Here is a 24,039-nt window from a genome sequence, read left to right on the forward strand (position 1 = left end):
TTCACACCCCCGCGAACCCGGCCCCCGCGTCCCGCAGGCGGGTGTGCAGTGCCCGGAAGACCTCCGCCGAGCGCACGCCCGGCCAGCCCGTGGGCAGCAGCCGGGTGGGCAGGCCGGGGTCGGTGTAGGGGAGGTGGCGCCAGGAGTCCAGGGCGAGGAGGTAGTCGCGGTAGGCCTCCTCGGGCGGGGTGTCCGGCCGGCGTTCCCAGGCGTGCAGGACCGGGGCGTGCGCGTCCAGGAAACGCTCGTGCTCCTTGGCGATCGCGGCCAGGTCCCACCAGCGGGCCACCGCCTCGGCCGTGGGGGCGAAGCCCAGGTGCTCGCCGCGGAAGAAGTCCACGTACGGATCCAGCCGCAGCCGGCGCAGGGTGTGCCGGGTCTCCTCGTACAACCGGGCCGGGGCGATCCACACCCCGGGGGCCGCCGTGCCGAAGCCGAGGCCCGCCAGCCGGGAGCGCAGCACATGCCGCTTCTGCCGCTCCGACTCGGGCACCGAGAACACCGCGAGCACCCAGCCCGCGTCCTCGACCGGTGTGGTCGCGTAGATGCGCCGGTCGCCGTCCTCCAGCAACTGGCGCGCTTCCGGGGAGAGCTCGTAACCGGCCGCGCCCGCTTCCGTGCGGGCCGGCAGCAGCAGGCCGCGCCGTTTGAGCCGGGACACCGAGGAGCGGACGGAGGGCGCGTCCACGCCGACCGCGGCCAGGAGCCGGATCAGCTCGGCGACGGGCACCGGGCCGGGCATGAAACGGCCGTACGCGCCGTAGAGCGTGACGATGAGGGACCTGGGGGCGTGCTGCTCGGACACGTTGATCATTTTAGGTCGTCGGCATCACTGCCGGTCACCTTCGGTGCGCAGCCGGAACCGCTGGAGCTTTCCGGTGGCCGTGCGGGGCAGGGCGTCCAGAAAGACGAAGTGGCGTGGGCACTTGTAGGGTGCCAGCTCGGACTTGAGGAAGGCGCGCAGGGCCTCCGGGTCGCGCGCGGCCCCGTCGCGCAGCACCGTGTACGCCACCACCACCTGTCCGCGGGCCTCGTCGGGCCGGCCCACGACCGCCGTCTCCACCACGTCGGGGTGCCGCAGCAGCGCGTCCTCCACCTCCGGTCCGGCGATGTTGTACCCGGCGGAGATGATCATGTCGTCGGCGCGGGCCACATAACGGAAGTAGCCGTCGGGTTCCCGGACGTAGGTGTCACCGGTGACGTTCCAGCCCCCGCGCACGTACTCCCGTTGCCGTGGGTCGGCGAGGTAGCGGCAGCCGACCGGGCCGCGCACGGCGAGCAGGCCGGGCTCGCCGTCGGGCACCGCGGTGCCTTGCGCGTCCTGCACCCGCGCCTGCCAGCCCGGCACCGGAACGCCCGTGGTGCCCGGCCGGATGTGCGCGTCCGCGGCGGAGACGAAGATGTGCAGCAGCTCGGTCGCGCCGATGCCGTTGATGACGCGCAGGCCGGTGCGCTCGTGCCAGGCCCGCCAGGTGGCCGCGGGAAGGTTCTCACCGGCCGACACACAGCGCCGCAGCGAGGTCAGGTCGTACCCGTCCAGCAGCTCCAGCATGGCGCGGTAGGCGGTCGGGGCGGTGAAGAGGACCGAGACGCGGTGCTCGGCGATCGCGGGCAGCAGCCGGCGCGGGCCCGCCTCCTCCAGGAGCAGGGCACTGGCCCCGGCCCGCATCGGGAAGACGACCAGCCCGCCCAGGCCGAAGGTGAAGCCGAGCGGGGGACTGCCGGTGAAGACGTCGTCCGCCCGGGGGCGCAGCACGTGCCGCGAGAAGGTGTCCGCGATGGCCAGCACGTCCCGGTGGAAGTGCATGCACCCCTTGGGGCGGCCGGTGGTGCCCGAGGTGAACGCGATCAGGGCGACGTCGTCGGCCGCGGTGTCGACCGCCGGGTACGGCGTGCCGGGCCCCGGGCGGTTGAGGAGGTCGTCGGGGCCGTCACCGCCGTACGTCGTGATCCTCAGCCCGGGTATGTCGGCCTTGGCCAGGTCGTCCACCGACCGGATGTCGCACAGCGCGTGCCGCACCAGGGCGATGTCGCACAGGGTGGCCAGCTCGTGCGGGCGCTGCTGGGCCAGCACGGTGACCGCTATCGCGCCCGCCTTCAGCACGGCGAGCCAGCAGGCGGCGAGCCAGGGCGTGGTGGGGCCGCGCAGCAGGACCCGGTTGCCGGGCACCACGCCCAGGTCGCCGGTGAGCACGTGCGCGATCCGGTCGACGTGCCGACGCAGTTCGCCGTACGTCCAGCTGGGGCCGTCCGGGGTGTGGAAGACCGGGCGGGCCGCGTCGGCGTGCTCCAGGAGCGCGGCGGCGCAGTTCAGCCGATCGGGGTAGTGCAGCTCCGGCAGGTCGAACCGCAGTTCGGGCCACTCGTCCGGCGGCGGCAGATGGTCGCGCGCGAAGGTGTCGACGTGGGCCGAGCGATGCATGGCGGTTCGCCCCCTTGCCGTGGCTGGCGTCGAGACGGGCGTCGTGGTGGGCACCGGCGTCCTGGTGGGCTCGCGATCCGAGCGTATCGTGTTGGTGACGGCAGTCAACCTTGCGCGATAACGTCGCGGTGAGAGGAAAGGGAGACGGGGTACGGTCCTGGCGGCCCGCCCCCGGAGGGAGGACCCCACGTGCCCGCATTCTCGCTCGAACCGGAGCAGATCGCCTGGTGTGCCGAACTGCGCACGCTGGCCGCCGAACGGCTGCGCCCGCTCGCCGACAAGGGCGAACCGGAACACGTCAACCGGCCGCTCCTCGCGGAACTCGGCCGACTCGGGCTCCTGGGGCGCCTGTTCACGTCCGGCGCGCTTGACCTGTGCCTGATGCGCGAGTCCCTCGCCCAGGCCTGCACCGAGGCCGAGACCGCCCTCGCCCTGCAGGGCCTCGGCGCCCATCCGGTGCACGCCCACGGCAGCCCCGCCCAGCGCGCGCGCTGGCTGCCCCGGGTCGCCGACGGCAGCGCGGTCGCCGCCTTCGCGCTGAGCGAGCCGGGGGCCGGTTCGGACGCCGCCGCGCTGTCCCTGGCGGCCGAGCCCGACCGCGGCACCGGCTGGCGGCTCACGGGCGCCAAGTGCTGGATCTCCAACGCCCCCGAAGCCGACTTCTACACCGTCTTCGCCCGCACCACACCCGGCGCCGGAGCGCGCGGTGTGACCGCGTTCCTCGTCCCGGCCGACCGGCCCGGACTCACCGGCGGCGCGCTGGAGATGCTCTCGCCGCACCCCATCGGCGCCCTCGACTTCGACGCGGTGCCCGTCGGCGCCGACGACGTGCTCGGCGAGGCCGACCGCGGGTTCGCCGTCGCCATGGGCACCCTCAACCTCTTCCGGCCCAGTGTCGGCGCCTTCGCGGTCGGCATGGCCCAGGCGGCCCTGGACGCGACCCTCGCGCACACCCGGCAACGGCACGCCTTCCAGGGGACGCTGAAGGATCTGCAGGCGGTCTCCCACCAGGTCGCCGAGATGGCACTGCGCACCGAGGCGGCCCGGCTGATGGTGTACGCGGCGGCGACCGCGTACGACGAGGGCGCCGCCGATGTTCCGAGGCGCGCCGCGATGGCCAAACTGCTCGCCACCGAGACCGCGCAGTACGTGGTCGACACGGCCGTCCAGTTGCACGGAGCCCGCGCCCTGCGCCGCGGCCACCTCCTCGAACGCCTCTACCGCGAGGTGCGCGCCCCGCGCATCTACGAGGGCGCGAGTGAGGTCCAACGGGGCATCATCGCCAGGGAGTTGTACGCCGCGGCGCAGGAGGAGACCCGGTGACGGCCGAGCGCGTCAACCCGCCCGGACTGTCCCCGGCCACGGGCTTCTCGCACGCCGTCGTCGCGACCGGCTCCCGCGTGGTGTTCCTCGCCGGCCAGACCGCCCTCGACTCCGAAGGAAAGATCACCGGCGGGACGCTCCCCGAGCAGTTCGAGCGGGCCCTGACCAACCTCCTCACCGCCCTGCGGGCCGCCGGCGGCACCCCCGCCGACCTCGCCCGCGTCACCGTCTACGCCACGGACGTGGCCGCCTACCGCGCCCACGCCCGGCAACTGGGCCGGATCTGGAGGGAGTCGGCGGGCCGGGACTATCCCGCGATGGCCGTCGTGCAGGTCGTACGGCTGTGGGACGAGCAGGCGCTGGTGGAGCTGGACGGGTTCGCCGTACTGCCGTAGGGGGCCCTCGGACCGGACGGGCCGGGGGTCCCCGTCAGCGGTTCACGCGGCCACCGCGAGCCGCTCGGCCGGGACCCGGCGGGGCGGGACCACGCTGCCGTCGGGGTGCAGTTCTCCGCTGTCGTCGAAGACGATGGAGCCGTCGCACAGCAGGGTCCAGCCCTGTTCGGGGCGGGCGGCCACCGGGTGCGGCGGGTCGGTGCGGGACGCGGGGCACCCGGGGAGGGAGGACGGACAGGAGCACATGGCGCACCTCCACAACGGCGGTGGGGTGGGCGGCGGGTTCGGCCACCGCCCGCATGCACAGACCATCCTCCCGTCGTGAACGCACCGGAACCGCCCGCCGTGAAGCGTGACAACATGCGGACAACTCCCGGACGGTTCCATGACGCGCCACCGAAGGAGTGACGGTCACGCCTCGCGGCCCGGCCGCCCGGTACCAGTGGAGCCCTGAGCCCACGAACACCGGGAGGTATCCCATGCCGGCACGCCCCGTCCTCGCCGCGGCACTCGGCACCGCGGCCCTGCTGTGCGCCGCCGTCGCCCCGGCCGCCGCCGACACGTCCGAGAAGGTGACCGTCGACAAGACCGGCCACATCGCCGAGGACGGCACCGTCACCCTCTCCGGCACCTACCGGTGCACCGGGGCCAAGGGTGTCGCCTTCGTCAGCTCCGCGATCAGCCAGGGCGACAAGAGCCGCAAGGTCGTGTACGGCATCGGCGGCAGCACCGCCGAGTGCGACGGCGCCGAGCACCGGTGGGAGAACACCGGCAAGGTCTCGCCGGGCTCCCTCAAGGCCGGCAAGGCCCACGTCCAGGCCACGGTGACGGAACTGCGCTCCGGCGGCCTCCTCCTGTTGCTGCCGTCCTTCCACGCCGTCCAGGAGAAGGACGTGACACTGACCCGGTCCTGACCAAGGCCCCGCACGCCGCCGCCCGGCACACGGCGGCCGGTACGGGGCCCTCCGGGCCGGGCCGCGGGGAGGAGGGGGCCGGTGCCGGGCGGGGGCGCCCCGGCTGCCCGGCCGGGGGTCGTCCTGCGGGTCAGGCCGGGCTGCGGGAGGCACCGGACGGTGGGGCCGGGGGTCTGCGGAGGGCGGCCACGAACTTGTAGCGGGAACCCCGGTACACCGAGCGCACCCATTCCACCGGTCTGCCCTCCGCGTCCCGTGAGTGGCGGGACAGCAGCAGCATCGGCAGGCCCACGTCGGTGGCGAGCAACAGCGCCTCGCGCGGGGTCGACAGCGAGGTCTCGATGGTCTCGTCGGCCTCCGCGAGACGGACGCCGTACACCTCGGCGAGCGCCGTGTACAGAGACGGGTGCGTGGCCAGGGACGCGCGCAGGCCGGGGAACCGGCGCGCGGACAGGTGGGTCGTCTCGATCGCCATGGGCTCGCCGCCGGCCAGCCGCAGCCGCTCGATGCGCAGCACCCGCTCGCCGATCCCGGTGCCGAGCAGGCCGGAGAGTCTGTCGTCCGCCGGCACCTCCCCGATGTCCAGCATCTGCGAGGCGGGCGTCAGCCCCTGCGCGCGCATGTCCTCGGTGTGCGAGGTGAGCTGGAGCGTGCGGTACAGCTTGGGCTGGGCGACGAAGGTCCCCTTCCCCTGGATCCGGTCCAGACGGCCCTCGCCCACGAGTTCGGTGAGCGCCTGCCGGACCGTGGTCCGGGACGTGTCGAACCGGACGGCGAGCAGGCGCTCGGCCGGCATCGCCGAGCCGGGCTGCAACTCCTCGGCCATGGCGAGCAGTCGCTGTTTGATCCGGTAGTACTTCGGCACGCGCGCGCTGCTGACGTCGGTGGTCATGCCTGCCTTCCCGGCTGAATGAAATGACCTCCCGTTATAGCGACCCGTCACCTATTGGTCTAGTCCAGCTCGCCAGGCCCGAAAAAAGGGGACGGATGTACTCCGGTGACGTTCTCGTAACGGCCGGAATCGGCTTTCCGGACCACCCTTGACACCCCGAAAGGTCTAGGCCAAGCTCCACCGTACTGGTCTACACCATTAGCGGCCAGGTCCCGAGCCCTACGTGCAACAGCGTCGTACGCAGGTCACCGCCGAGGGCGTGGGGGGTTAGTGGCATCCCTGAGGAGGGTGGCGTGAAGCGCAAGCTCGCTGCCGCGATCGTGATCGCGGGCATGATGGTCTCCGTTGCGGCGTGTGGCGGAAACGACGGCAAGGACAGCGGCAAGGACGCGGGACCGGACAGCTGGAAGGGCCAGACGCTGACGGTCTGGACCATGGACGGCTCCGCCCCGCCGCAGTGGACCAAGGACGTCCAGGCCGCGTTCGAGAAGAAGACCGGCGCGAAGCTGAAGTTCGAGATCCAGAAGTGGGACGGGATCCAGCAGAAGATCACCACCGCCCTTTCCGAGGACAACCCGCCGGACGTCCTGGAGGTCGGCAACACCCAGACCCCCGCCTACGCGGCCACCGGCGGTCTCGCCGACCTCGGCGACCTCAAGAAGGAGATCGGCGCCGACTGGACGCCGTCGGTCTCCCAGTCCTCCGTGTACGAGGGCAAGCAGTACGCCGCCCCCTGGTACTTCGCCAACCGCGTCGTCATCTACAACAAGAAGATCTGGGCCAAGGCCGGTATCAAGGACACCCCGAAGACCCGGGACGAGTTCTTCAAGGACCTGGACACCATCGGCAAGAAGACCGACGCCGAGCCGCTCTACCTGCCCGGCCAGAACTGGTACTTCTTCGACGGCCTGACCATCGGCCAGGGCGCCGACCTGGTGAAGAAGAAGGGCGACACGTACGTCTCCAACCTCGCCGACCCGAAGGTCACCGCGGCCATGGAGATCTACAAGAAGTACGCCTCCTACTCCAAGGCCCCCAAGGACAAGGACGAGGCCACCCCGCAGCAGGCCACCGTCTTCGCCAAGGGCAGGACCGGTGCGTTCATCGGCATGGGCTGGGAGGCCGCGACCGCGATCCAGGCCAACAAGGCCATCGAGAAGGACCTCGGCTACTTCACCATCCCCGGCGCGAGCGCCGACAAGCCCGAGGGCGTCTTCCTCGGCGGCTCCAACTTCGCCGTCGCCCAGAACAGCAAGAAGCAGTCCCTGGCCGAGGAGTTCCTGAAGGTCGCCCTGTCCGACCAGTACGAGGGCGAACTCGCCAAGCTCAGCGGCATCGTCCCGAACAAGGCGTCCCTGACGGGCAACGTCAAGGGCAACCCCGCCGCCGAGGCCGCCGCGCCCGCCGCCGCGGGCGGTGGCACCACCCCGCTGATCCCGGAGTGGGCCGCGGTGGAGAACACCCCGAACCCGATCAAGTCCTACATGACCTCCGTGCTGAACGGTAAGTCCCCGGCGGACGCCGCGGCACAGGTCGAGGCCGAGATCAACAAGCGCCTGGCCCAGCAGAACTGATGACCCCGCCGGGGGCGCCGCGGCAGGCGCCCCCGGCTCCACGCGCCGTACGCACGCACGGCCATGGAGTTCGTACGGCCACGGAAGAGATGGCAATTCATGTCAGTGCAGACCGAAGGCACGGACACGGCCGGTCAGCCCGCTGTCCGCAAGGCCCGGACACCCGCTCCGCCGGGGGGTGGGGACCGCGGCTCCCGGTCCCCGGCCCACCGCGGCGCCGCCCCCTACCTCCTGCTGCTGCCCGCGCTGCTGGCCACGGTGGTCCTGCTCGGCTGGCCCCTGGTCAAGAACGGCATGCTGTCGTTCCAGAACCTCAACCCGCGGCAGCTCATCCAGCACCTCACCGAGTGGAACGGCGTCGAGAACTACCGGCAGGTACTGTCCGAGCCGGAGTTCTGGCACGTCGCCGAGCGCTCCGTCTTCTTCACGGCCGCCAACGTCGTCCTCATCATGGGGCTCGGCACCCTGATCGGCCTGCTGCTGGCCCGGCTCGGCAAGAGGATGCGGCTGCTCCTCATGATCGGCCTCGTCCTGGCCTGGGCCATGCCCTACGTCGCCGCCACCACCGTCTACCAGTGGCTGTTCGCCCAGCGCTTCGGCGTCGTCAACTGGGTCCTGGACAGGCTCGGCTGGCACTCCATGGCCGACTACAACTGGATGGGCAGCCAGTTCTCCACGTTCTCCGTGGTCATCCTGCTGATCGTGTGGCAGTCGGTCCCGTTCGTGGCGATCAACCTGTACGCCGCCACCACCACGATCCCCAAGGAGCTGTACGAGGCCGCGTCCCTGGACGGCGCCGGTGCCTGGCAGAGTTTCACCTCGGTCACCCTGCCCTTCCTGCGGCCGTTCCTGTACGCCACGACCTTCCTGGAGGTCATCTGGGTCTTCAAGTCGTTCACACAGCTCTTCGCGATGAACGCGGGCGGCCCGGACCACCTCACCGAGACCCTGCCGATCTACGCCTACGTCGAGGGCGTCGGCAACCAGCACTTCGGGGTCGGCGCGGCGATCTCCTTCCTGACCATCCTTGCCCTGCTCGTCATCACCTCGTACTACCTGCGCATGGTGCTCAAGCAAGAGGAGGACGAGCTGTGAAGCGCTCGCTCTTCGGCCGTATCTGGCCCAACGCGACCGCCGCCGTTCTCTTCGCCGGCTTCGTGTTCCCCGTCTACTGGATGTTCGCGACGGCCTTCAAACCGACCGGCGACATCATCGCCGACGACCCGGTGTGGTTCCCGACGCACGTCACCCTCGGCCACTTCGAGAAGGCCATCGACGCCGACCACTTCTGGACCCTGGTCGCCAACTCCGTCACCGTCACGGTCCTGTCGGTGCTCTTCTCGCTCGTCATCGCCCTGGTCGCGGCCTTCGCCCTCGCCCGGATGCGGTTCAAGGGCCGGCGCGGGCTCATCGTGACGTTCATGCTGGCGCAGATGGCCCCCTGGGAGGTCATGATCATCGCTATCTACATGATCGTCCGCGACAACGACATGCTGGACAGCCTGGTCCCGCTCACCGTCTTCTACACCATGATGGTGCTCCCGCTGACCATCCTGACGCTGCGCGGCTATGTGGCCGCCGTACCGAAGGACCTGGAAGAGGCGGCCATGGTCGACGGCTGCACCCGCGCCCAGGCGTTCGTCCGGGTCATCCTCCCGCTGCTCGCACCCGGACTGATGGCGACCTCGCTGTTCGGGTTCATCACCGCCTGGAACGAGTTCCCGCTCGTCCTGATCCTCAACAAGGACGTCGAGAAGCAGACGCTGCCGCTGTGGCTGTCGCAGTTCCAGACCGCCTTCGGCGACGACTGGGGCGCCACGATGGCCGCCTCGTCCCTGTTCGCGCTGCCCATCCTGATCCTCTTCATCTTCCTGCAACGCAAGGCTGTCAGCGGTCTGACCGACGGCGCCGTGAAGGGATGAACCGGCCGATGACCACACTCGCCACCACCACGTCCGGCAGCGGCTCCGCCGCGGGCGACACCCTGACCCGCGACGCCCTCGCCGTGCTGCAGCCGGGGTTCGACGGCACCACCGCCCCCGACTGGGTGCGCCGCCGCCTCGGTGAGGGCCTCGCCTCCGTCGCCCTGTTCGGCCGCAACGTCGTCAGCGAGGAGCAGGTCACCGCCCTCACCGCCCAGTTGCGCGCCGAGCGGGACGACCTGCTGGTCGCCATCGACGAGGAGAGCGGCGACGTCACCCGCCTCGACGTGCGCACCGGCTCCTCCTTCCCCGGCAACCACGCCCTCGGCGCCGTCGACGACCCGGACCTCACCCGGGCCGTCTCCCGCGAGCTGGGCCGGCGCCTGGCCGCCTGCGGCGTCACCTTCGACTGGGCGCCCTCCGCCGACGTCAACGCCAACCCCGACAACCCCGTCATCGGCGTCCGCTCCTTCGGCGCGAGCACCGACCTGGCCGCCCGGCACACGGCCGCCTGGGTCGAGGGCCTGCAGTCCACCGGAGTCGCCGCCTGCACCAAGCACTTCCCGGGCCACGGCGACACCAACGTCGACTCCCACCACGCCCTGCCCCGCATCGACGTCGGCACCGACACCCTCTACGCGCGCGAACTGCCCCCGTTCCGCGCGGCGATCGCCGCCGGCACCCGCGCCGTCATGAGCGCCCACATCCTCGTGCCCGCCCTCGACCCCGACCGCCCCGGCACCCTCTCCCGCCGCGTCCTCACCGAGCTGCTGCGCGAGGAACTCGGCTACCAGGGCCTGATCGTCACCGACGGCATGGAGATGCGCGCGATATCCGGCACCTACGGCCTGGCACAAGGTGTGGTCCTCGCGATCGCGGCCGGCGCCGACGCCATCTGTGTCGGCGGCGGGCTGTGCGACGAGGGCACCGTACTGAAGCTGCGGGACGCGCTCGTGACCGCCGTACGCTCCGGTGAACTGTCCGAGGAACGGCTCGCGGACGCGGCCGGCCGGGTCCGCGACCTCGCCGCATGGACCGCCGCGGCCCGCGGCGACGCGGCCGGGACCGTGCCCGACCCCGGGATCGGCCTGGTCGCGGCCCGCCGCGCGCTGACCGTGACCCGTACCGGCGCCGCCGCACCGGTCACCGAGCCGGTGTACGTCGCCCGGTTCGACCCCGTCCCCAACATCGCCGTCGGCGACCAGACCCCGTGGGGCGTGGCCACCGAGCTGGAGCGGCTGCTGCCCGGCACCGCCTCCGGCTCCTTCACCGGCGACGGCGCGGGCACCGCGGCCCTCGCCGCCGCCGACGGCCGACGGGTCGTCGCCGTGGTCCGCGACGAACACCGGCACGACTGGATGCGCTCCGCCCTCGACACCCTGCTCGCCGCCCGCCCCGACACCGTCGTCGTGGAGATGGGCCTGCCCCGGGCCGCCCCGCGCGGCGCCCTGCACATCGCCACGCACGGCGCCGCCCGGGTGTGTGGTGCGGCGGCGGCGGAGGCCGTCGTCGCGGGCTGACCCCGAGGCCCACCCGGACGCCGTTCGTCGCGGCCTACGGTCTGCGCCGGCGGCCCGTCGCCCGTGACGCGGACTTGGGCTCCCGGGGCACGCCGCGCACCTCTTCGGTGCCGAGGTCGCCGTCGAGCACCTGGTCGCCGTACAGGTCCTGCAGCCAGTTGCTCTGGTAGACGGTGTCGAGGTAGCGCTCGCCGAGGTCCGGCGCGACGGCCACCGCGGTGAGGCCCCGGGTGTCGTGCCGGGCCAGCCAGTCCGTCGCGCCGCTGACCACCGTCCCGGTGGAGCCGCCGAACAGGAAGCCGCGTCTGGCCATGCGGTGGCACGTCCGGATGGTGTCGGTCTCCTCGACGCGGAGCACCTCGTCCACGTAGGACTCGTCGAGCAGCGGCGGACGCATGCTCATGCCGAGGCCCGGGATCATCCGGCGGCCGGGCTCGCCGCCGAACGCCACCGAGCCCACGGCGTCCACGGCGACGATCCGCACCGGCCGGTGCCACTGCCGGAACCAGCGGGCGCAGCCCATCAGGGTTCCCGTGGTGCCCGCCCCGACGAACAGGACGTCCAGTTCCGGGAACTGGGAGGCGATCTCCGGGGCGGTGGTGCGGTAGTGCGCCAGCCAGTTGCCCGCGTTGGTGTACTGGCTGAGCCAGACGTACCGGTCGTCGGACGCGCACAGCGCACGGACGTATTCGATGCGCATGCCCAGGAAGCCACCGTTGGCGTCCTTGTCGGACACGATGTGCACGTCGCTGCCGAGCGCCTCCATCAGCAGTCTGGTCGACAGGTTGCACCGCGAGTCCGTCACACACAGAAACCGGTAGCCCTTGCTGGCGGCGATCATGCTGAGCGCGACACCGAGGTTCCCGGACGAGGACTCGACGAGGATGGAATCCGGCGTCAGGAGTCCGTCACGCTCGGCGCTCTCCACCATCTCGTTCGCGGCCTTCAGCTTGATGGAGCCGGCGAAGTTGAAACCCTCGCACTTCAGGTAGAGGGGGTATCCGCAGATCGACTTCAGGTCGACGAAGAGATGGCCCTCGTTGAAGGCGTAGGGAGCGGATATGACAGGCACGGCGGGCCTCCTGGTGCCAGGCCGAGGACAGGGTCCTCAGCCGTGTCGGCGCAGGTCGTGGAAGAAGTCGTCGATGAGGCGGAGGCTTCCCGCCCGGGCTACTTCGTCGTAGACGTACTTGCCGACGACGAGGTCGAGGACGCCGAGCCCGAAGGGTGAGAAGACCACCGGCCGGTCGGCCGGCGGCGCGGCCCGTCCGAGCATCACGTCGTTGAGGGTTCCGTTCAGGAAGTCCCGGTTTCCGGTGCGCTGTTCGACCAGGTGGGGGGACGTGTCGGCCTTCAGGCAGTGCTCGACGTCGTCCACGAAGTTGGCCGAGCCGAGCAGGATCTCGGGGGCGAGGTCGCGCAGGGACACGTGCAGGACCAGCGGGTTGTGGGTGAACCAGGCCGGGTCGGTGACGTGCGGCTCGCCCGCGACGGTGGCGAAGACCACGAGGTCGCTGGTGCGCACGAGGTCCTCGGCGCGGTCGTGGACGGTGATCCGCCCGCCGGTGCCGGACTGCCGCAGGTAGCCGCAGAAGCCGTCGGCGCTGTCGCGGGACACGTCGTGCACGCCGACCGTCTCGAAGTCCCAGCCCGTGCCGTCCAGGAAGGTGTGGATGTAACGGGCGATCAGGCCGGTGCCGAAGAAGCCCACCCGGGTGGGGCGGGGCCGGCCGCGGCTGAGCCAGTCGGCCGCCAGCGCCGCGGACGCCGCCGTACGGGTGGCGCTGATGATCGAGCTCTCCAGACAGGCGAACGGGTAGCCCGTGTCGTGGTCGTTGAGGATGAGCACCGCCGAGGCCCGCGGCAGCCCGGCGCTCACGTTCTCCGGGAAGCTGGAGATCCACTTCAGACCGTCCACCCGGACCGGCCCGCCGATGGAGGCCGGCAGCGCGATGATCCGCGCGGTGGGGCGGTCGGGGAAACGCAGGAAGTACGACGGCGGGTTCACCGAGTCGCCCGCGCCGTGCAGCCGGTAGGCGGTCTCGACCAGCTCCACGAGCTGCTTCTCGCGCCCGCTCAGCGCGCCCTGCACCTCCTCACCGGAGATCACCGCGAAGGACGGCACGGAAGGCCGGCCGGGCACGGGTCGCTGGGCAGCGCTCGACAGTACGTCGGTCATCGCTCACTCGCCTCCGGGATCGGGCAGGCGTCGGCCAGGTGAAGGGGCGCACCCATGCCGACCAGGACCTGGCGTTCCCCGGTGAAGGGCTCTCGGCTGTGCGCGGTGCGGATGTTGTCCACGAGCAGCAGATCACCGGCCTGCCAGGGCTCGCGCCGGGTGTGTGCCTCGTAGGTGTCGTTGAGCAGCTGGACGACGTCCTCGCCGATCGGACTGCCGTCGCCGTAGCGGGTGTTGAACGGCAGACCGTCCGGGCCGTAGACGTCCACCAGGTACTCGCGCACCTCCGGGGCCAGCGTCCACTCGTTGAGGAAGGCGATCTGGTTGAACCAGCAGCGCCGGCCCGTGACCGGGTGCCGTACGACCGCCGCGCGGCGTTGCTCGGTGTGCAGCGACCCGTCGGCCAGCCAGGTGAAGTCGATGGCGTTGGCCCGGCAGTAGCGCTCGATCCCGGCGCGGTCGGTGGTACCGAACGACTCCGCGAGCGACGCCCCGATCTCGTCGTTGTAGGAGCGGGTCAGCAGCCAGCCCTCCCGCTCGAACCGTTCCGTCAGTCCGGTCGGCAGCGCCGCGAGGACCTGTTCGGCGTCGGCCACCGCGGTCGCCCCGCCCTGCTCGGGCGCGGTCAGGCACGCGAACAGCATCAGGCCGGGCACCTCGAGCCGGTAACTGAGCTCGTGGTGCATGCACATCGGCTGGTTGGCGGGCCAGGGGGTCGAGGAGTACAGCCCCGGCCCGTGGGCCTCACGGGGGGCGAACGCCTCCCGCTCCGTGACGAGGTCACCGGCCACGGACGTGAGGACGGCACCGGCGGTGTCCGTGTCCCGGAGCCCGAGGCCGCGGACGACCAGCGCCCCGTGCTCGGTGACCTGCGCGCGCAGCGCCTCGCGGTGCTCGGCTGCCCAGCGCCGGGCATCGCCCGGGGGGTCGACGCGCAGCAGCGCGGGCCGGTCCGGCCGCAGCTCCACATCGAGGGGGGATGCCAGGGATGAGGACGGCATCTCGGGTTTCCTTTCGGTCGACCGCCTGGAGTCCGACGGGTTCAGGAGGAGGCGAGGGGGACGGCGGCGCTCAGGACGGCCTGCGCCGCCTCGGCCGGACGGGTGCGGAGGAAGTAGTGGCCCCCGTCGGCCAGTTCGTACAGATCGACGTGTTCGGCCAGGACCAGCCAGTCGCGGTGGTGCCGGGCGTATCCGGGCGTGTACGGGTCGTCGGCGGCGACGACCGCCAGGACCGGAGCGGTCAGCCTCACCGGCGGCGGGCTCTCCAGGGCGGCGCGGAAATAGGTGTGTGCGGACACACAGTCGTGCCGGTAGGCGGCGCCGATGTGCCGGGCGTGCTGCTCGTTCAGTTCCGCGAGTTCGGCGTAGCCGCCGTCCGCGGTCAGCTGTTCCGCGATCCCGGCGTCGCTGCGCCCCGCCAGTTCGGCGATGGCGGTGTTCCGGTCGGCGGCCGTGCCGAGCAGGTGCGCCCCGAGGAACAACCGCGTCACCCGGACACCGCGCTCCTGGAGCCTCCTGGCCGTCTCGACGGCCGGCGCGGTGCCCGAGGAGTGGCCCCACAGCATGACCCGGGTCAGGCCGCGCGCCGTGATCTCGGCGGTGACCTGCTCGGCCACCTCCTCGATCGACGCGAACGGCTCGGGGTGCGCGGCCAGGTGGTGACCGGGCAGCTCCACCGCGAGGACGGTGATGCCGCTGCCCGCCAACGCGCTCGCCATCGGCTGGTAGTTGACCGCGTTGCCGCCCGCGTAGGGGAAGCACACCAGGGCGCACTCCGGCGCACCGTCCGCCGTCGTCAGCGGCTGCAGCAGCTCCGGGCGCCGCCGGGCCGTGCCGTCCAGGAGGGCGGCCAGGTCGGCGAGGACCGGGTGGCGGGTGATGTCCTTCAGGGACACCGCGCGGTCGAGCGCGATGCTGAGCTTGACCGCGGTCAGGGAGGTGCCCCCGGAGTCGAAGAAGTGGTCCGTCCGGCCGATCTGCCGCTCGGGCACCCCCAGCAGCTCCGCCCAGGCCGCCGCCAGCCTCCGCTCCGCCGGGCTGAGCACGTCCCTTCCCGCCGCGTCCGCTTCGGGGGCCGGCGCCGCCTGTTGCGCCGACCGGGTCAGGGCCTTGCGGTCGGTCTTGCCGTTGGCGGTCAGCGGAAGGCTGTCTTGCCAGTGAAACGCCGAGGGGACCATGTAGGCGGGCAGGGCCGCGCCGAGTGCCTCGCGCAGCACTTCCGGCTCCCGCCGCGCGCCGGTGTAGAAGGCGATCAGCTGCTTGCTCCCGCCGGCCCGCTCGGCGACGACCACCGCGCCGTCCCGGACACCGTCCACCCGCAGCAGACAGTTCTCGATCTCGCCGATCTCGATGCGGAAGCCCCGGATCTTGACCTGGTTGTCCCGCCGGCCCAGGAACTCCAGCTTGCCGCCGGGGTGCCAGCGCCCCCAGTCACCGCCCAGGTAGAGCCGCTCACCGGGCCGGTACGGGTCCGCCCGGTACGCCTCACGGGTGCGCTCCGGATCGTTGACGTACCCCCGCCCCACGCAGACACCGGAGAACGCGATCAGGCCCGGGGCGCCCAGCGGCACCAGCGACAGCTGCTCGTCCACGACGTAGACGCGCACGTTGCCCACCGCACGACCCAGCAGCACCCGGTCCGGCACGGCGTCCAGGAGCTCGTGGTTGGTGTCGTCCGAAGTCTCCGTCAGCCCATAGGCGTTGAGCAGTTTGATGCCCGGCTGGACCGCGAACCAGCGCTGCACCAGCTCCCGCTTCAGCGCCTCCCCGGTCACCGACACGCACCGCAGGTCCGGCAGGGTGCGGGGGTGCTGCTCCAGGTAGGAGACCACGACCTCCAGATAGGAGGGCACGACCTGCGCCACGCCGACCCGGCCGCGCTCGAGGGTGTCGACGAACCGCTCCACGTCCGTGATCACGTCCTGCTCGACCAGCAGTGTCCGGCCGCCGACCAGCAGCGCCGAGATCAGCTGCCACAGGGAGATGTCGAAGCACTGCGGCGCCGTCTGCGCCACGACGCTTCCCTCGCCGATGCCCAGGTCGTCGATCTTGGCGTGGAGATGGTTGAGCATGCCCGCGTGCTCGCACATCGCCCCCTTCGGCTCGCCGGTGGAGCCGGAGGTGAAGTAGATGTAGGCCAGCCGGCCGGCGTCGATGGCGAGGCCGAGGTCGCCGTCGTCGTGCGGTTCCGCGTACGCCGCGTCGATCAGCAGCTTCTCGCATCCGGGCAGGCCGGCCAGCGCCTGGTCGAGGGTGTGGGTGCTGCCGGCTTCGGTCAGGACCAGCCGGCACCCCGCCCGCGACAACGTTGCCGTGATCCGGCCGGCCGGGAAGTGCGGCTCGATCGGCAGGTACGTCCCGCCCGCCTTGAACACCGCCAGTGTCGCCGCCAGCCAGTCGAGGTCGCGCTCGGTGACGACGGCGACCACGTCCTCCGGGCCGAGCCCCCTCGCCCTGAGCGCGCGCGCCAGCCTGTTCGCCCGCCGGTTGAGTTCCCCGTACGTCCACTCCCGCCCGCCGTGCACGGCCGCGACCGCCTGCGGATGGGCCCGTACCCGCTGCTCGAACAGTTCGTGTGCCCGCGCGTCCGGCAGCGGCCGGCGGGGACCGGCCAGGCCTTCCAGCTGTTCCCGCACCTCGTCCGCCGACAGCAGGCTCTGCCGCGTGTGGTCGGCGTGCACGTCCGCCGCCATCGACCGCAGCGCCGCCAGATGGTAGCCGCCGATCCGCGCCGCGGCCGTGGCGTCCAGCACGTCCGTGCGGTACCCCAGGCGCAGCATCAGCCGTCCGCCCCGGTCGGACCAGCGCACGTGCAGCACACCGTCGTCGACATGGGCCTCGTCGTCCCCCATCGGCCCGAACACGACCTCGTACGACGGCTCCGTCAGCCCCAGCTCCCGGCGCAGTTCCGCCACCGGGAACTCCCGGGCGGCCAGGACCTCCGCCTCGGTGTGCTCGGTGGCCGCCACCAGGTCCCGCCAGGACCCGGGGGAGACGGTCAGGCGGCAGGGCAGCGGCTCGCCGTGCACTCCGGCGGTGTACCCGGTCACCACCTCCTGCTCGCCGGACAGCGCGGCCAGCACCTTGGCGTGTGCCGCCAGCAGCAGCGCGCTGATCGGCACACCCGACCGCCGTACCAGTGCGCGCACCGCGTCCGCCAGGTCGTCCGGGACCGCCGTCTCCTGCTCGGCCATTCGGGCAGTCCGCTCCCGTGCCCAGCGGGGCACGGCGGTGGCACCGCCGGCGGTCAGTACACGGCTCCAGAACTCCCGGTCCGACCGGTCCGTCTGCACGCGCGTTCCCATCGCACGTCCTTCCTCAACTCGCGGTCGCCGCGGAGGCGTTGGTTGTCGGCGTGGTCCGGCCGCCGGCACGGGACCGGCTTTTGGTCTCCGGCATGTCCACGGCGGGATTGCCACCCCACTGGGCGTTCGGGGGGACTTCCTCGCCCTTCATGAGGAACGAATCGGGGGCCAGTACCGCACCGTCGCCCATCGTCACGCCGTAGTGCACATGGGCCCCGACGCCCAGCGTGCAGCCGGTGCCGAGCGTGGAGCGGTCGGACTTGAAGGTGCCGTCCTCCTGCGAGTGGCACTGGATCTTGCTGCCGGCGTTGAGGGTGCACTCGTCGCCGATGGTGGTCAGGGTCCGCTCGGTCAGGTAGCAGCCGTCGTCGAACACCCTGCGGCCGATGCGCACGCCCAGCAGCCGCCAGACCAGGGCCTTGAAGGGCGTGCCGTTGAAGATGTTGAGGTAGTGGTCCGGCACCTTCCACAGGCGCTCGTGCCACCAGAAGTACGGGTCGTAGATGGAGCACAACCGGGGCCGCAGCGCGCGGAACGACGTGATGCACCGCTCCACCAGGACGAAGTAGAGGGTGCTGAACGCGAGCGTGAAGGCCAGGTATCCGGCGATCACCACGTGTCCGAGGACCCCGTACAGATCCACGGACGCGAGTCCGAACAGCGTGAGGGCGAAGGTGTGCAGCCAGCGCGCGCCCAGCATGACGGCCATCGAGAGGAGGTTGTAGCGGTTCTTCGCGGTGAGGCTGCGGCGCAGTGCGTCGCCGGTCCGCAGGTCGTCGAACCGCGCGTCCCGTTCCACCGACCGGGGAATCTCGAAGCACGGGGAGCCCAGGAGCCCCACGTTCTCCCGGACCTCGCCGTCGAGGGGGACCATCACCTTCGTCGCGAGGAGGCAGTTGGCGCCCGTCCTGCCGCCGGCGGGATAGGCGATGTTGTTGCCGAGGAAGTTGCGCGGCCCGATCGAGGCGGAGGCCAGCCGGAAGGACGTACTGGAGTAGTCGGCGTTGAGGACGGACAGCCCGTCGGCCACCATCGTTCCGCTGCCGACCGAGACGAGGAACGGGGTCTCGTGCTGCACTTCGGTGCCGAAGTTCGACCCGGTCTGCTCGACCCGCGACAGGTCGTATCCGATTCCCTGGAGGTAGTGGACGATGTAGGAGCTGTCTCCGAACAGCCAGGCGAAGAACTTGATGTTCGTCATGCGGGCCGTCGCCCGGTGGACCGCGTAGTGGAATCCGTAGAGCGGATAGACCCGGTCCGGCTTGACGGCCAGAGCCAGCAGCCGTGGAACGGTGCACAGCGCGGCCAGGCCCAGGAGGAGGAAGCCGCAGAACAGCACGAGCGAGAGTTCCAGCGCGTCCGGGATCAGCTCCGACCGCTGCAGCGGGGCCGTCTGCGGATCGAGGCGGTTGCCGATCGCCGGTACCTCGGTGAACACCATGTACACCCCGCCGACGGTCAGCGGTATGTACACGAGGAACAGCTGAACCAGCGTCCCGAAGCTGAACCAGGCCCGGCGGGCCGTCCCGCAGTCGGCGGGAGCGACCCGCAGGTAGTCGGTCCGCGTGGGTTCCGCCGGCGAGCCGTGCCAGTGCTCCCCGTCCGGGACCGCCTGGCCGCGGTGCAGGGCGGAGGCATGACCGAGCTGTGCGCCGTCGCCCATCGCGGTGTCGATGTCCAGGACGGTCTTCTCACCGACGTACACGTCCCGGCCGAGCGTGATCCGGCCGGTCTGGACGCGCCCCGCGTGGGCCCGGTAGCAGAGGAGGAACGAGTCCTTGCGGATCACCGTGCCGGCGCCGATGGTCAGCAGGTCGGTGCAGACGGGGACGGAGTGGGAGAGGATCGTGACTCCCTTGCCGATCCGTGCGCCGAGGGCCCGCAGATACAGGACGTACAGCGGAGTTCCGGCGAGGAAGATCATCGGATTCGCGTGGAGCAGTACCTTGACGAGCCAGAAGCGCAGATAGGTCAGGCCCCAGACGGAAAACTCCCCCGGTTTCCAGCGGCCGACGAGAAGCCATTTCGCGGCGACCGGGAAGGCGCACAGAACGAGGAACCCGGTGCCTCCGAAGACCAGTGACCGCAGATAGATGTCGGCCAGGCCCCTACCGGTGGCGATCCACTCGTATCCCGCGGCGGTGACGAACCCGGAGACCAGGGAGTATCCGAGGAAGAGCAGCAACTGGACGGTGCCGCAGAGCATATGGCACAGCCGTTTTCCGCGCTCCGTCAGAACCGGTGAGGGCCTGGGCGCCGGGGAGGTCGCCGCATCGACGGGGGCCGCTGCGACGGGAGCGGTTTCGACGGGCGCCGCGGGAACGGCCTCCCCGAGGGCCGCCGTCAGGCTGCGGATGGTCGGATGCCGGTAGATGTCCTTCATGGACGGGGACGGCAGATCGGCTCTTTTCCGTATGCGCGCGCAGAACTGGGCCATGACCAGGGAATTGGCCCCGAGGTCGGTGAAGAAATGACTGTCGACCGGAACCCGCTCGGCGCCCGTGACGTCGGCCAGTGCCTCCGCGAGCCTGCGCTCGGTCTCCGCTATATGGACCTCGGAGGACTGCTCCACCATGCGATCTCCCGGAGAACGTGTGAAAGGCCAGTGGCTGGTTCTTTCCTGATCACGAACCGGCAGATTCAGTGTGGCCAGGCAGACGGGAGGCTGCCACTCCTGATCGATCGCCCTGCGTGCGAAGAATGCCCGGGGGGTGCGTATTCCTTGGTGCCGTGCACGAATGGGGCACACCGCGAATCACCCGAACGGCGGTCCCGTGGAACGCCGCACCCCCCGGTCCCTGCAGATGCGGACCGGGGGGTGCGGCGGCGCCGGACGGAATGCTCATCCGTCCGCTTCGGATCTCACTGTGCTGCCACCCGGTGGTCCAGGCGGGCGGTGAGTTCGCGGATCCGGGGCGAGGTGTCCGCTTCGGCGACTTCGCACAGGAATTCGATCTCGCCGGGCAGATCCGTTCCTCCGAGGACCGGGACGGTCAGATCACCGTGCAGGGGCGGGGCACCGCTTGCCTTGGCGTGTCGCGCCACGCGCAACCAGCAGGCGGTGAGGCGGGCATCGGCCTCGGTGGGGCGTGGGTCCTCGTGTTCGAGCCGGGCCCGGATCTCGTCGACCACCGCTTGGGGGACGTAGGCCCGCAGGTGGAGAATCGCGTCCCGGATCTCGATCAGTGTCCGATAGAGCAGCAGGTCGAGCGAGTTGACGTACCGGAGGAAGCCGAGCCTGCGTTCGCGAGTCTGCGCCAGCCGGACGTCGGGCACCGCGTCGACCAGGTCACGCCAGAGCGGCCAGAGTTTCCGCACGGTGTGCAAGCGCCTGAGGGTCAACGCCGCCGCCGCCCCGAGGGGCACACAGATGACGCTCGCCCGGGAGAAGGCGTAACAGGCCAGCAGGACGCGGGAAATCGACGGAATCCATGCGTACCGTTCCGCGACGTATGTGGCGCTGAGGAGCCAGTAGGCCCCGGAGAAGGCCGCGCTGAGGGCGAAGAGCCGCAATCCGACGCGGAGGGTGCGGTCTTGGCTGGCACGGCTGTACCACAGGCAGGCCGTCGCGCACACCACGTTCGTACCGAGGTTGGCGGTGATGAGGACCGCCCAGTACGCCGTGGAGGGCGTGGGCTGGCCATGGGGCGGAATCGCGTGCTGCAGGTGTGGCCTCGCGATCACGTCCAGCCAGACGAGCGTGGTCATCACGAGCCCGGCCACCCCGTACAGCAGGTAGGTGTGACGACCGCGAACCGCGAGGGACAGGAAGTCCAGCACGAGGGCGGAGGTGAGAATGCCGAACAGGTTCCGGGCCAGCGCGGTCAGGTGCGTGGGTCCCATGGCTTGGTAGACTAGGTCGTTGACCCAGGGCAGATGCAGCGTCACTGCGGCTGCCGCGCCCAGGACCGCCAGCCACAGGGGCCGTTGCTCGCTCGACCGCACGGCGGCCGGAGCTCGCAGCGCCACTGCCAACCACATGCTGACGACGCCGGCCGTCTCCAAGCCGACCCCTAATTCCCGCAGGTCGCTGATCACCATGGGTGGCGTTCCCGCTGGATTCCCAATGCCCCGCTGAGCGCCCCGAGTGCAGGGGTTTGGGGCTCCGGTATTCGATTGTTTCTCGCGGTCAGGATCAGACTGGCCATCATTTCGGCTTCCCTTTCCTGGGTGTCGGAGTAGTTCGTGCGCCCCAGCATGTCCCGCACGAGTTCCGGTTCCAGGTCGGGAAACATCAACTGGGCAGTCGTATCGTCCAGGGACGAGCTGCTGCGGTGGTCGCAGATGATGTGAGCCAGCTCGTGCGCGATGATGTGGTCCTGATGGGGGCGCGTCGTCCTGGCTTCGAACAGGACGAAGTCGGCCGAGTCCGAGGCCATCCACAGACCGCATGGTTGTGCGGCCTGCATGGCGATGGGGATGAGATGAAGAGGACGGCTGCGCCGCCTGCTCAGACGAGCGCACAGCGTGGCGATGTCGTACGGCTTGGGGAGCATCAGCGCGGCCAGGCGGGCCTCACAGCTGCGGCGTAACTGGGCGAGGCCGCGACGCCGGCCGCTTTTCGTGCGACGTGACACTGGACACAGCTCCGCGGAGAGTATGGGAAACAGGCCGTGTGAAAATGCGAAGAAGTCAAGTTGCAGTGCTGCTAAAGAGATTTCCATGTCCGGGCTTCTCTTCTTGAATCAGGGCGCAGATCTTGCTTGCCGGTTCGGCGACGTGCCTGCCTCCCCCTCGGACCGCACGGGCGCGCGCCGTCACTCCTCCACGGGGGGCAGCCCCTGGAGCTTCCTCACCTGATCGAGCATGGCCGTGATGGCGTTGAGGCTGTCCTGCTGCACGCCCACGGCTCGCAGGGCGACCGCCCTGACTCCCGCCTGGCTCAGCGCCTCCAGACCCGCGAGCTGGGCGTTGACCCGTTCGGCGTGGTCGGGGTCGACGAAGTAGGCCGGTGAGACGCCGAAGAACTCCGCAAGTGCCGCCATCAGCTCCTGCGAGGGGCGGGTGCGGGAGCCGTTGCGCAGTGCGGACAGGTAGGCGCCGCTGACGCGGATGTGAGGGTGCTTCTCCTTGATCTTGCCGGCGACCTCGTTGTTGGTCCACCGCCGCCCCCCGGGACGGCTCCTGCAGAACAGGCTGTCCAGTCGCTCGGCGAGAGTCGACTCCGCTGGTCCGCCAGCCATGCATCCCCCTGCGGCCGTATTGCCCCATTTTCCCTGGTGTAACGGATGGTTGAAGCTTACTACGGCGCATCGTCCACTAGTTGACGATCCTGTGGTGACGTGGAACTATTCGATGGTCAACTGGTAGACGAATCAAGCCTCCGTACTCAACTGCTGGTTGAGTGCGGAGATTGAGTGGACCGTTGGTACGGCGCCGCTTCGCCCGTCGGCAGGGGTGCCGCTTCTCGTTTACGTAGCAGTAGCGTCAATTCGCGGAAATCAAGACCGATTGCGGGATTGCGTTTTTCATGCACGGGGGTGTAGGTGTGACACGTCTTGTATTGTCGTCTGCCAGTCTCGCGAAAACACGAATACTGGATGAGCCGGAAGAGCTGGTGGAGACACTTCTCGCTCTGGAATTGCTGAGTGCCGGCAGGGGCAGTCCTGAATTCGCCCCGTGGCGGGCGCAGGCCATCGCCACACCCAGCGCCCGGTCTCTGTTCAAGCTGGCACCGTCGGTACGCCCTCTCTTAGAACTCCATGACGTCGTCCGTCGCGTGAACGGACCGGAAGGCGCTGTCGAGGGCCAGCCGAAGGATTCCGGTTGGCGCATCGTCAAGGAAGTCAGGGAATTCCACCGGCACGCGATCGCCCCGTACTGGCAGCGTATCGCCGGCAGGCTCGCCATCGACCGGGCGGCGCGTGGTCAGATCATGCTCAGCGGCGGTATGGAGAAAGTGCTCAGCACGCTGCACTCCGCCGTCCACTGGGAGTCCCCGGTCCTCGACGTTCCCGGTGCCGACGTCGAGCTGAAGGTCGGCGACGACGGGCTGCTGCTGGCGCCCTCACTCTTTCTTCACTCGCGGCCTCCCATCCTCCTGAACGAAGTGCCGGGACTCGGCGCGCCGGTGCTCATCTACCCGATTCCGGTGAAGTGGAAGTGGATGGCCGCCATGTGGAACGACGGCCCGGCCCGGGACAACGCGCTCGGCGCACTGCTGGGCCGTACCCGGGCCGCGGTGCTGCGGGCCCTCACCGACAGCTGCAGCACCACGGAGCTGGGTGCCCGGGTCGGCATCTCCGTGGCGGCGGCCAGTCAGCACGCGGGCATACTGCGAAGTGCCGGGCTGGTCACCACCGTCAGGTCGTTCAATACCGTGACCCACACCCTCACCCCGCTCGGCAATGCTCTCCTCTACGAGGAACTCACCGCCTGAGCGGTCCGGCGCGCGTGGCCGGGGGCAACGACTGGGGGAGTGCCGTCGCCCCCGGCTGCGGTATGCAGCCCGGAGGCGGGGTCCGGGGCCGGCTGGGGAGTCCGCCGGCCCGGGCCGCCGTGCGGGGCTACGCCAGGCTGAGCGTCACGTTGATGCAGACGCCCACGGCCAGGATGACCAGCAACACCCATGGCCACAGCGGACGTTCCTTCT

At 70.6% G+C, this 24,039-nt stretch carries 20 protein-coding genes; 8 read left to right on the forward strand and 12 right to left on the reverse strand.

Annotated elements, in window-relative coordinates; translation table 11 throughout:
* Window position 1 precedes the first annotated feature (1 nt).
* A complete protein-coding gene (locus ACWC94_RS26140) occupies window positions 2-814 on the reverse strand; it encodes a PaaX family transcriptional regulator (protein ID WP_450799479.1) in 813 nt (270 codons plus the stop codon).
* Window positions 815-829: 15 nt separating this feature from the next.
* The gene (locus tag ACWC94_RS26145) at window positions 830-2,422 is read right to left on the reverse strand and encodes an AMP-binding protein (protein ID WP_450799480.1); all 1,593 of its coding nucleotides are present in this window, start codon (window positions 2,420-2,422) and stop codon (window positions 830-832) included.
* 189 nt (window positions 2,423-2,611) lie between these two features.
* Here ACWC94_RS26145 and ACWC94_RS26150 point away from each other — a divergent pair, with 189 nt between their 5' ends.
* Both ACWC94_RS26150 and ACWC94_RS26155 read left to right on the forward strand, forming a co-directional pair.
* Window positions 2,612-3,745 (forward strand): acyl-CoA dehydrogenase family protein, encoded by a 1,134-nt coding sequence (locus tag ACWC94_RS26150; RefSeq protein WP_450799481.1) that lies wholly within the window; start codon window positions 2,612-2,614, stop codon window positions 3,743-3,745.
* Window positions 3,742-4,140 carry a RidA family protein gene (locus ACWC94_RS26155; protein ID WP_450799482.1) on the forward strand — a complete coding sequence of 133 codons (399 nt, stop codon included), beginning with the start codon at window positions 3,742-3,744 and terminating at the stop codon, window positions 4,138-4,140. Before ACWC94_RS26150 ends, ACWC94_RS26155 begins: the two co-directional genes overlap by 4 nt.
* Before the next feature lie 42 nt (window positions 4,141-4,182).
* Here the strand turns inward: ACWC94_RS26155 and ACWC94_RS26160 are convergent, their stop codons facing one another.
* Window positions 4,183-4,386 (reverse strand): DUF5999 family protein, encoded by a 204-nt coding sequence (locus tag ACWC94_RS26160; RefSeq protein ID WP_450799483.1) that lies wholly within the window; start codon window positions 4,384-4,386, stop codon window positions 4,183-4,185.
* A 233-nt stretch (window positions 4,387-4,619) separates the two neighbouring features.
* Here ACWC94_RS26160 and ACWC94_RS26165 point away from each other — a divergent pair, with 233 nt between their 5' ends.
* On the forward strand, window positions 4,620-5,054 hold the full coding sequence (locus ACWC94_RS26165) for a DUF6299 family protein (protein WP_450799484.1): 435 nt from the start codon (window positions 4,620-4,622) through the stop codon (window positions 5,052-5,054).
* A 130-nt stretch (window positions 5,055-5,184) separates the two neighbouring features.
* Here the strand turns inward: ACWC94_RS26165 and ACWC94_RS26170 are convergent, their stop codons facing one another.
* Window positions 5,185-5,946: a GntR family transcriptional regulator gene (locus ACWC94_RS26170; protein ID WP_450799485.1), complete on the reverse strand. Its 762-nt coding sequence runs from the start codon at window positions 5,944-5,946 to the stop codon at window positions 5,185-5,187.
* Window positions 5,947-6,239: 293 nt separating this feature from the next.
* Between ACWC94_RS26170 and ACWC94_RS26175 the strand changes: the two genes are divergently transcribed.
* The 4 genes from ACWC94_RS26175 (at window position 6,240) to ACWC94_RS26190 (ending at window position 10,962) form a co-directional block, all read left to right on the forward strand.
* On the forward strand, window positions 6,240-7,520 hold the full coding sequence (locus ACWC94_RS26175) for an extracellular solute-binding protein (RefSeq protein WP_450799486.1): 1,281 nt from the start codon (window positions 6,240-6,242) through the stop codon (window positions 7,518-7,520).
* Window positions 7,521-7,619: 99 nt separating this feature from the next.
* Window positions 7,620-8,615, forward strand: a complete 996-nt coding sequence (locus tag ACWC94_RS26180) for a carbohydrate ABC transporter permease (RefSeq protein WP_450799487.1) — start codon at window positions 7,620-7,622, stop codon at window positions 8,613-8,615.
* The gene (locus ACWC94_RS26185) at window positions 8,612-9,442 is read left to right on the forward strand and encodes a carbohydrate ABC transporter permease (RefSeq protein ID WP_450799488.1); all 831 of its coding nucleotides are present in this window, start codon (window positions 8,612-8,614) and stop codon (window positions 9,440-9,442) included. Before ACWC94_RS26180 ends, ACWC94_RS26185 begins: the two co-directional genes overlap by 4 nt.
* A gap of 8 nt (window positions 9,443-9,450) precedes the next feature.
* A complete protein-coding gene (locus ACWC94_RS26190) occupies window positions 9,451-10,962 on the forward strand; it encodes a glycoside hydrolase family 3 protein (protein WP_450799489.1) in 1,512 nt (503 codons plus the stop codon).
* Between the two features lie 34 nt (window positions 10,963-10,996).
* Here the strand turns inward: ACWC94_RS26190 and sbnA are convergent, their stop codons facing one another.
* The 8 genes from sbnA to ACWC94_RS26230 form a co-directional block, all read right to left on the reverse strand.
* A complete protein-coding gene (gene sbnA, locus ACWC94_RS26195) occupies window positions 10,997-12,034 on the reverse strand; it encodes a 2,3-diaminopropionate biosynthesis protein SbnA (RefSeq protein WP_450799490.1) in 1,038 nt (345 codons plus the stop codon).
* 36 nt (window positions 12,035-12,070) lie between these two features.
* Complete coding sequence (gene sbnB, locus ACWC94_RS26200) at window positions 12,071-13,141, reverse strand: 2,3-diaminopropionate biosynthesis protein SbnB (RefSeq protein ID WP_450799491.1); 1,071 nt, start codon at window positions 13,139-13,141, stop codon at window positions 12,071-12,073.
* On the reverse strand, window positions 13,138-14,142 hold the full coding sequence (locus tag ACWC94_RS26205) for a TauD/TfdA family dioxygenase (protein WP_450799492.1): 1,005 nt from the start codon (window positions 14,140-14,142) through the stop codon (window positions 13,138-13,140). Before ACWC94_RS26205 ends, sbnB begins: the two co-directional genes overlap by 4 nt.
* Before the next feature lie 41 nt (window positions 14,143-14,183).
* Window positions 14,184-17,447 carry a non-ribosomal peptide synthetase gene (locus ACWC94_RS26210; RefSeq protein WP_450799493.1) on the reverse strand — a complete coding sequence of 1,088 codons (3,264 nt, stop codon included), beginning with the start codon at window positions 17,445-17,447 and terminating at the stop codon, window positions 14,184-14,186.
* A gap of 13 nt (window positions 17,448-17,460) precedes the next feature.
* Entirely contained in the window at window positions 17,461-20,022 is a 2,562-nt protein-coding gene (locus ACWC94_RS26215) for a Pls/PosA family non-ribosomal peptide synthetase (RefSeq protein WP_450799494.1), read from the reverse strand.
* A 287-nt stretch (window positions 20,023-20,309) separates the two neighbouring features.
* Window positions 20,310-21,488, reverse strand: coding sequence for an MAB_1171c family putative transporter (locus tag ACWC94_RS26220; protein WP_450799495.1), 1,179 nt, complete (start codon window positions 21,486-21,488; stop codon window positions 20,310-20,312).
* Window positions 21,482-22,111, reverse strand: a complete 630-nt coding sequence (locus tag ACWC94_RS26225) for a toxin (RefSeq protein ID WP_450799496.1) — start codon at window positions 22,109-22,111, stop codon at window positions 21,482-21,484. Before ACWC94_RS26225 ends, ACWC94_RS26220 begins: the two co-directional genes overlap by 7 nt.
* A 93-nt stretch (window positions 22,112-22,204) precedes the next feature.
* Window positions 22,205-22,630, reverse strand: coding sequence for a helix-turn-helix domain-containing protein (locus tag ACWC94_RS26230; protein WP_450799497.1), 426 nt, complete (start codon window positions 22,628-22,630; stop codon window positions 22,205-22,207).
* Window positions 22,631-22,935: 305 nt separating this feature from the next.
* Here ACWC94_RS26230 and ACWC94_RS26235 point away from each other — a divergent pair, with 305 nt between their 5' ends.
* Window positions 22,936-23,826 (forward strand): ArsR/SmtB family transcription factor, encoded by an 891-nt coding sequence (locus ACWC94_RS26235; protein WP_450799498.1) that lies wholly within the window; start codon window positions 22,936-22,938, stop codon window positions 23,824-23,826.
* Window positions 23,827-24,039: the final 213 nt, after the last annotated feature.

This window comes from Streptomyces sp. NPDC001135 (assembly GCF_053598395.1).

Excerpts from the sequence above, each read along its gene's own strand:
- ACWC94_RS26140 (WP_450799479.1), bottom strand. The coding sequence starts at position 814 with ATGATCAACGTGTCCGAGCAGCACGCCCCCAGGTCCCTCATCGTCACG.
- ACWC94_RS26210 (WP_450799493.1), bottom strand. The coding sequence starts at position 17,447 with ATGGGAACGCGCGTGCAGACGGACCGGTCGGACCGGGAGTTCTGGAGC.
- ACWC94_RS26145 (WP_450799480.1), bottom strand. The coding sequence starts at position 2,422 with ATGCATCGCTCGGCCCACGTCGACACCTTCGCGCGCGACCATCTGCCG.
- ACWC94_RS26190 (WP_450799489.1), top strand. The coding sequence starts at position 9,451 with ATGACCACACTCGCCACCACCACGTCCGGCAGCGGCTCCGCCGCGGGC.
- ACWC94_RS26215 (WP_450799494.1), bottom strand. The coding sequence starts at position 20,022 with ATGGTGGAGCAGTCCTCCGAGGTCCATATAGCGGAGACCGAGCGCAGG.
- ACWC94_RS26220 (WP_450799495.1), bottom strand. The coding sequence starts at position 21,488 with ATGGTGATCAGCGACCTGCGGGAATTAGGGGTCGGCTTGGAGACGGCC.
- ACWC94_RS26230 (WP_450799497.1), bottom strand. The coding sequence starts at position 22,630 with ATGGCTGGCGGACCAGCGGAGTCGACTCTCGCCGAGCGACTGGACAGC.
- ACWC94_RS26170 (WP_450799485.1), bottom strand. The coding sequence starts at position 5,946 with ATGACCACCGACGTCAGCAGCGCGCGCGTGCCGAAGTACTACCGGATC.
- ACWC94_RS26160 (WP_450799483.1), bottom strand. The coding sequence starts at position 4,386 with ATGTGCTCCTGTCCGTCCTCCCTCCCCGGGTGCCCCGCGTCCCGCACC.
- ACWC94_RS26180 (WP_450799487.1), top strand. The coding sequence starts at position 7,620 with ATGTCAGTGCAGACCGAAGGCACGGACACGGCCGGTCAGCCCGCTGTC.
- sbnB (WP_450799491.1), bottom strand. The coding sequence starts at position 13,141 with ATGACCGACGTACTGTCGAGCGCTGCCCAGCGACCCGTGCCCGGCCGG.
- ACWC94_RS26165 (WP_450799484.1), top strand. The coding sequence starts at position 4,620 with ATGCCGGCACGCCCCGTCCTCGCCGCGGCACTCGGCACCGCGGCCCTG.
- ACWC94_RS26205 (WP_450799492.1), bottom strand. The coding sequence starts at position 14,142 with ATGCCGTCCTCATCCCTGGCATCCCCCCTCGATGTGGAGCTGCGGCCG.
- ACWC94_RS26225 (WP_450799496.1), bottom strand. The coding sequence starts at position 22,111 with ATGGAAATCTCTTTAGCAGCACTGCAACTTGACTTCTTCGCATTTTCA.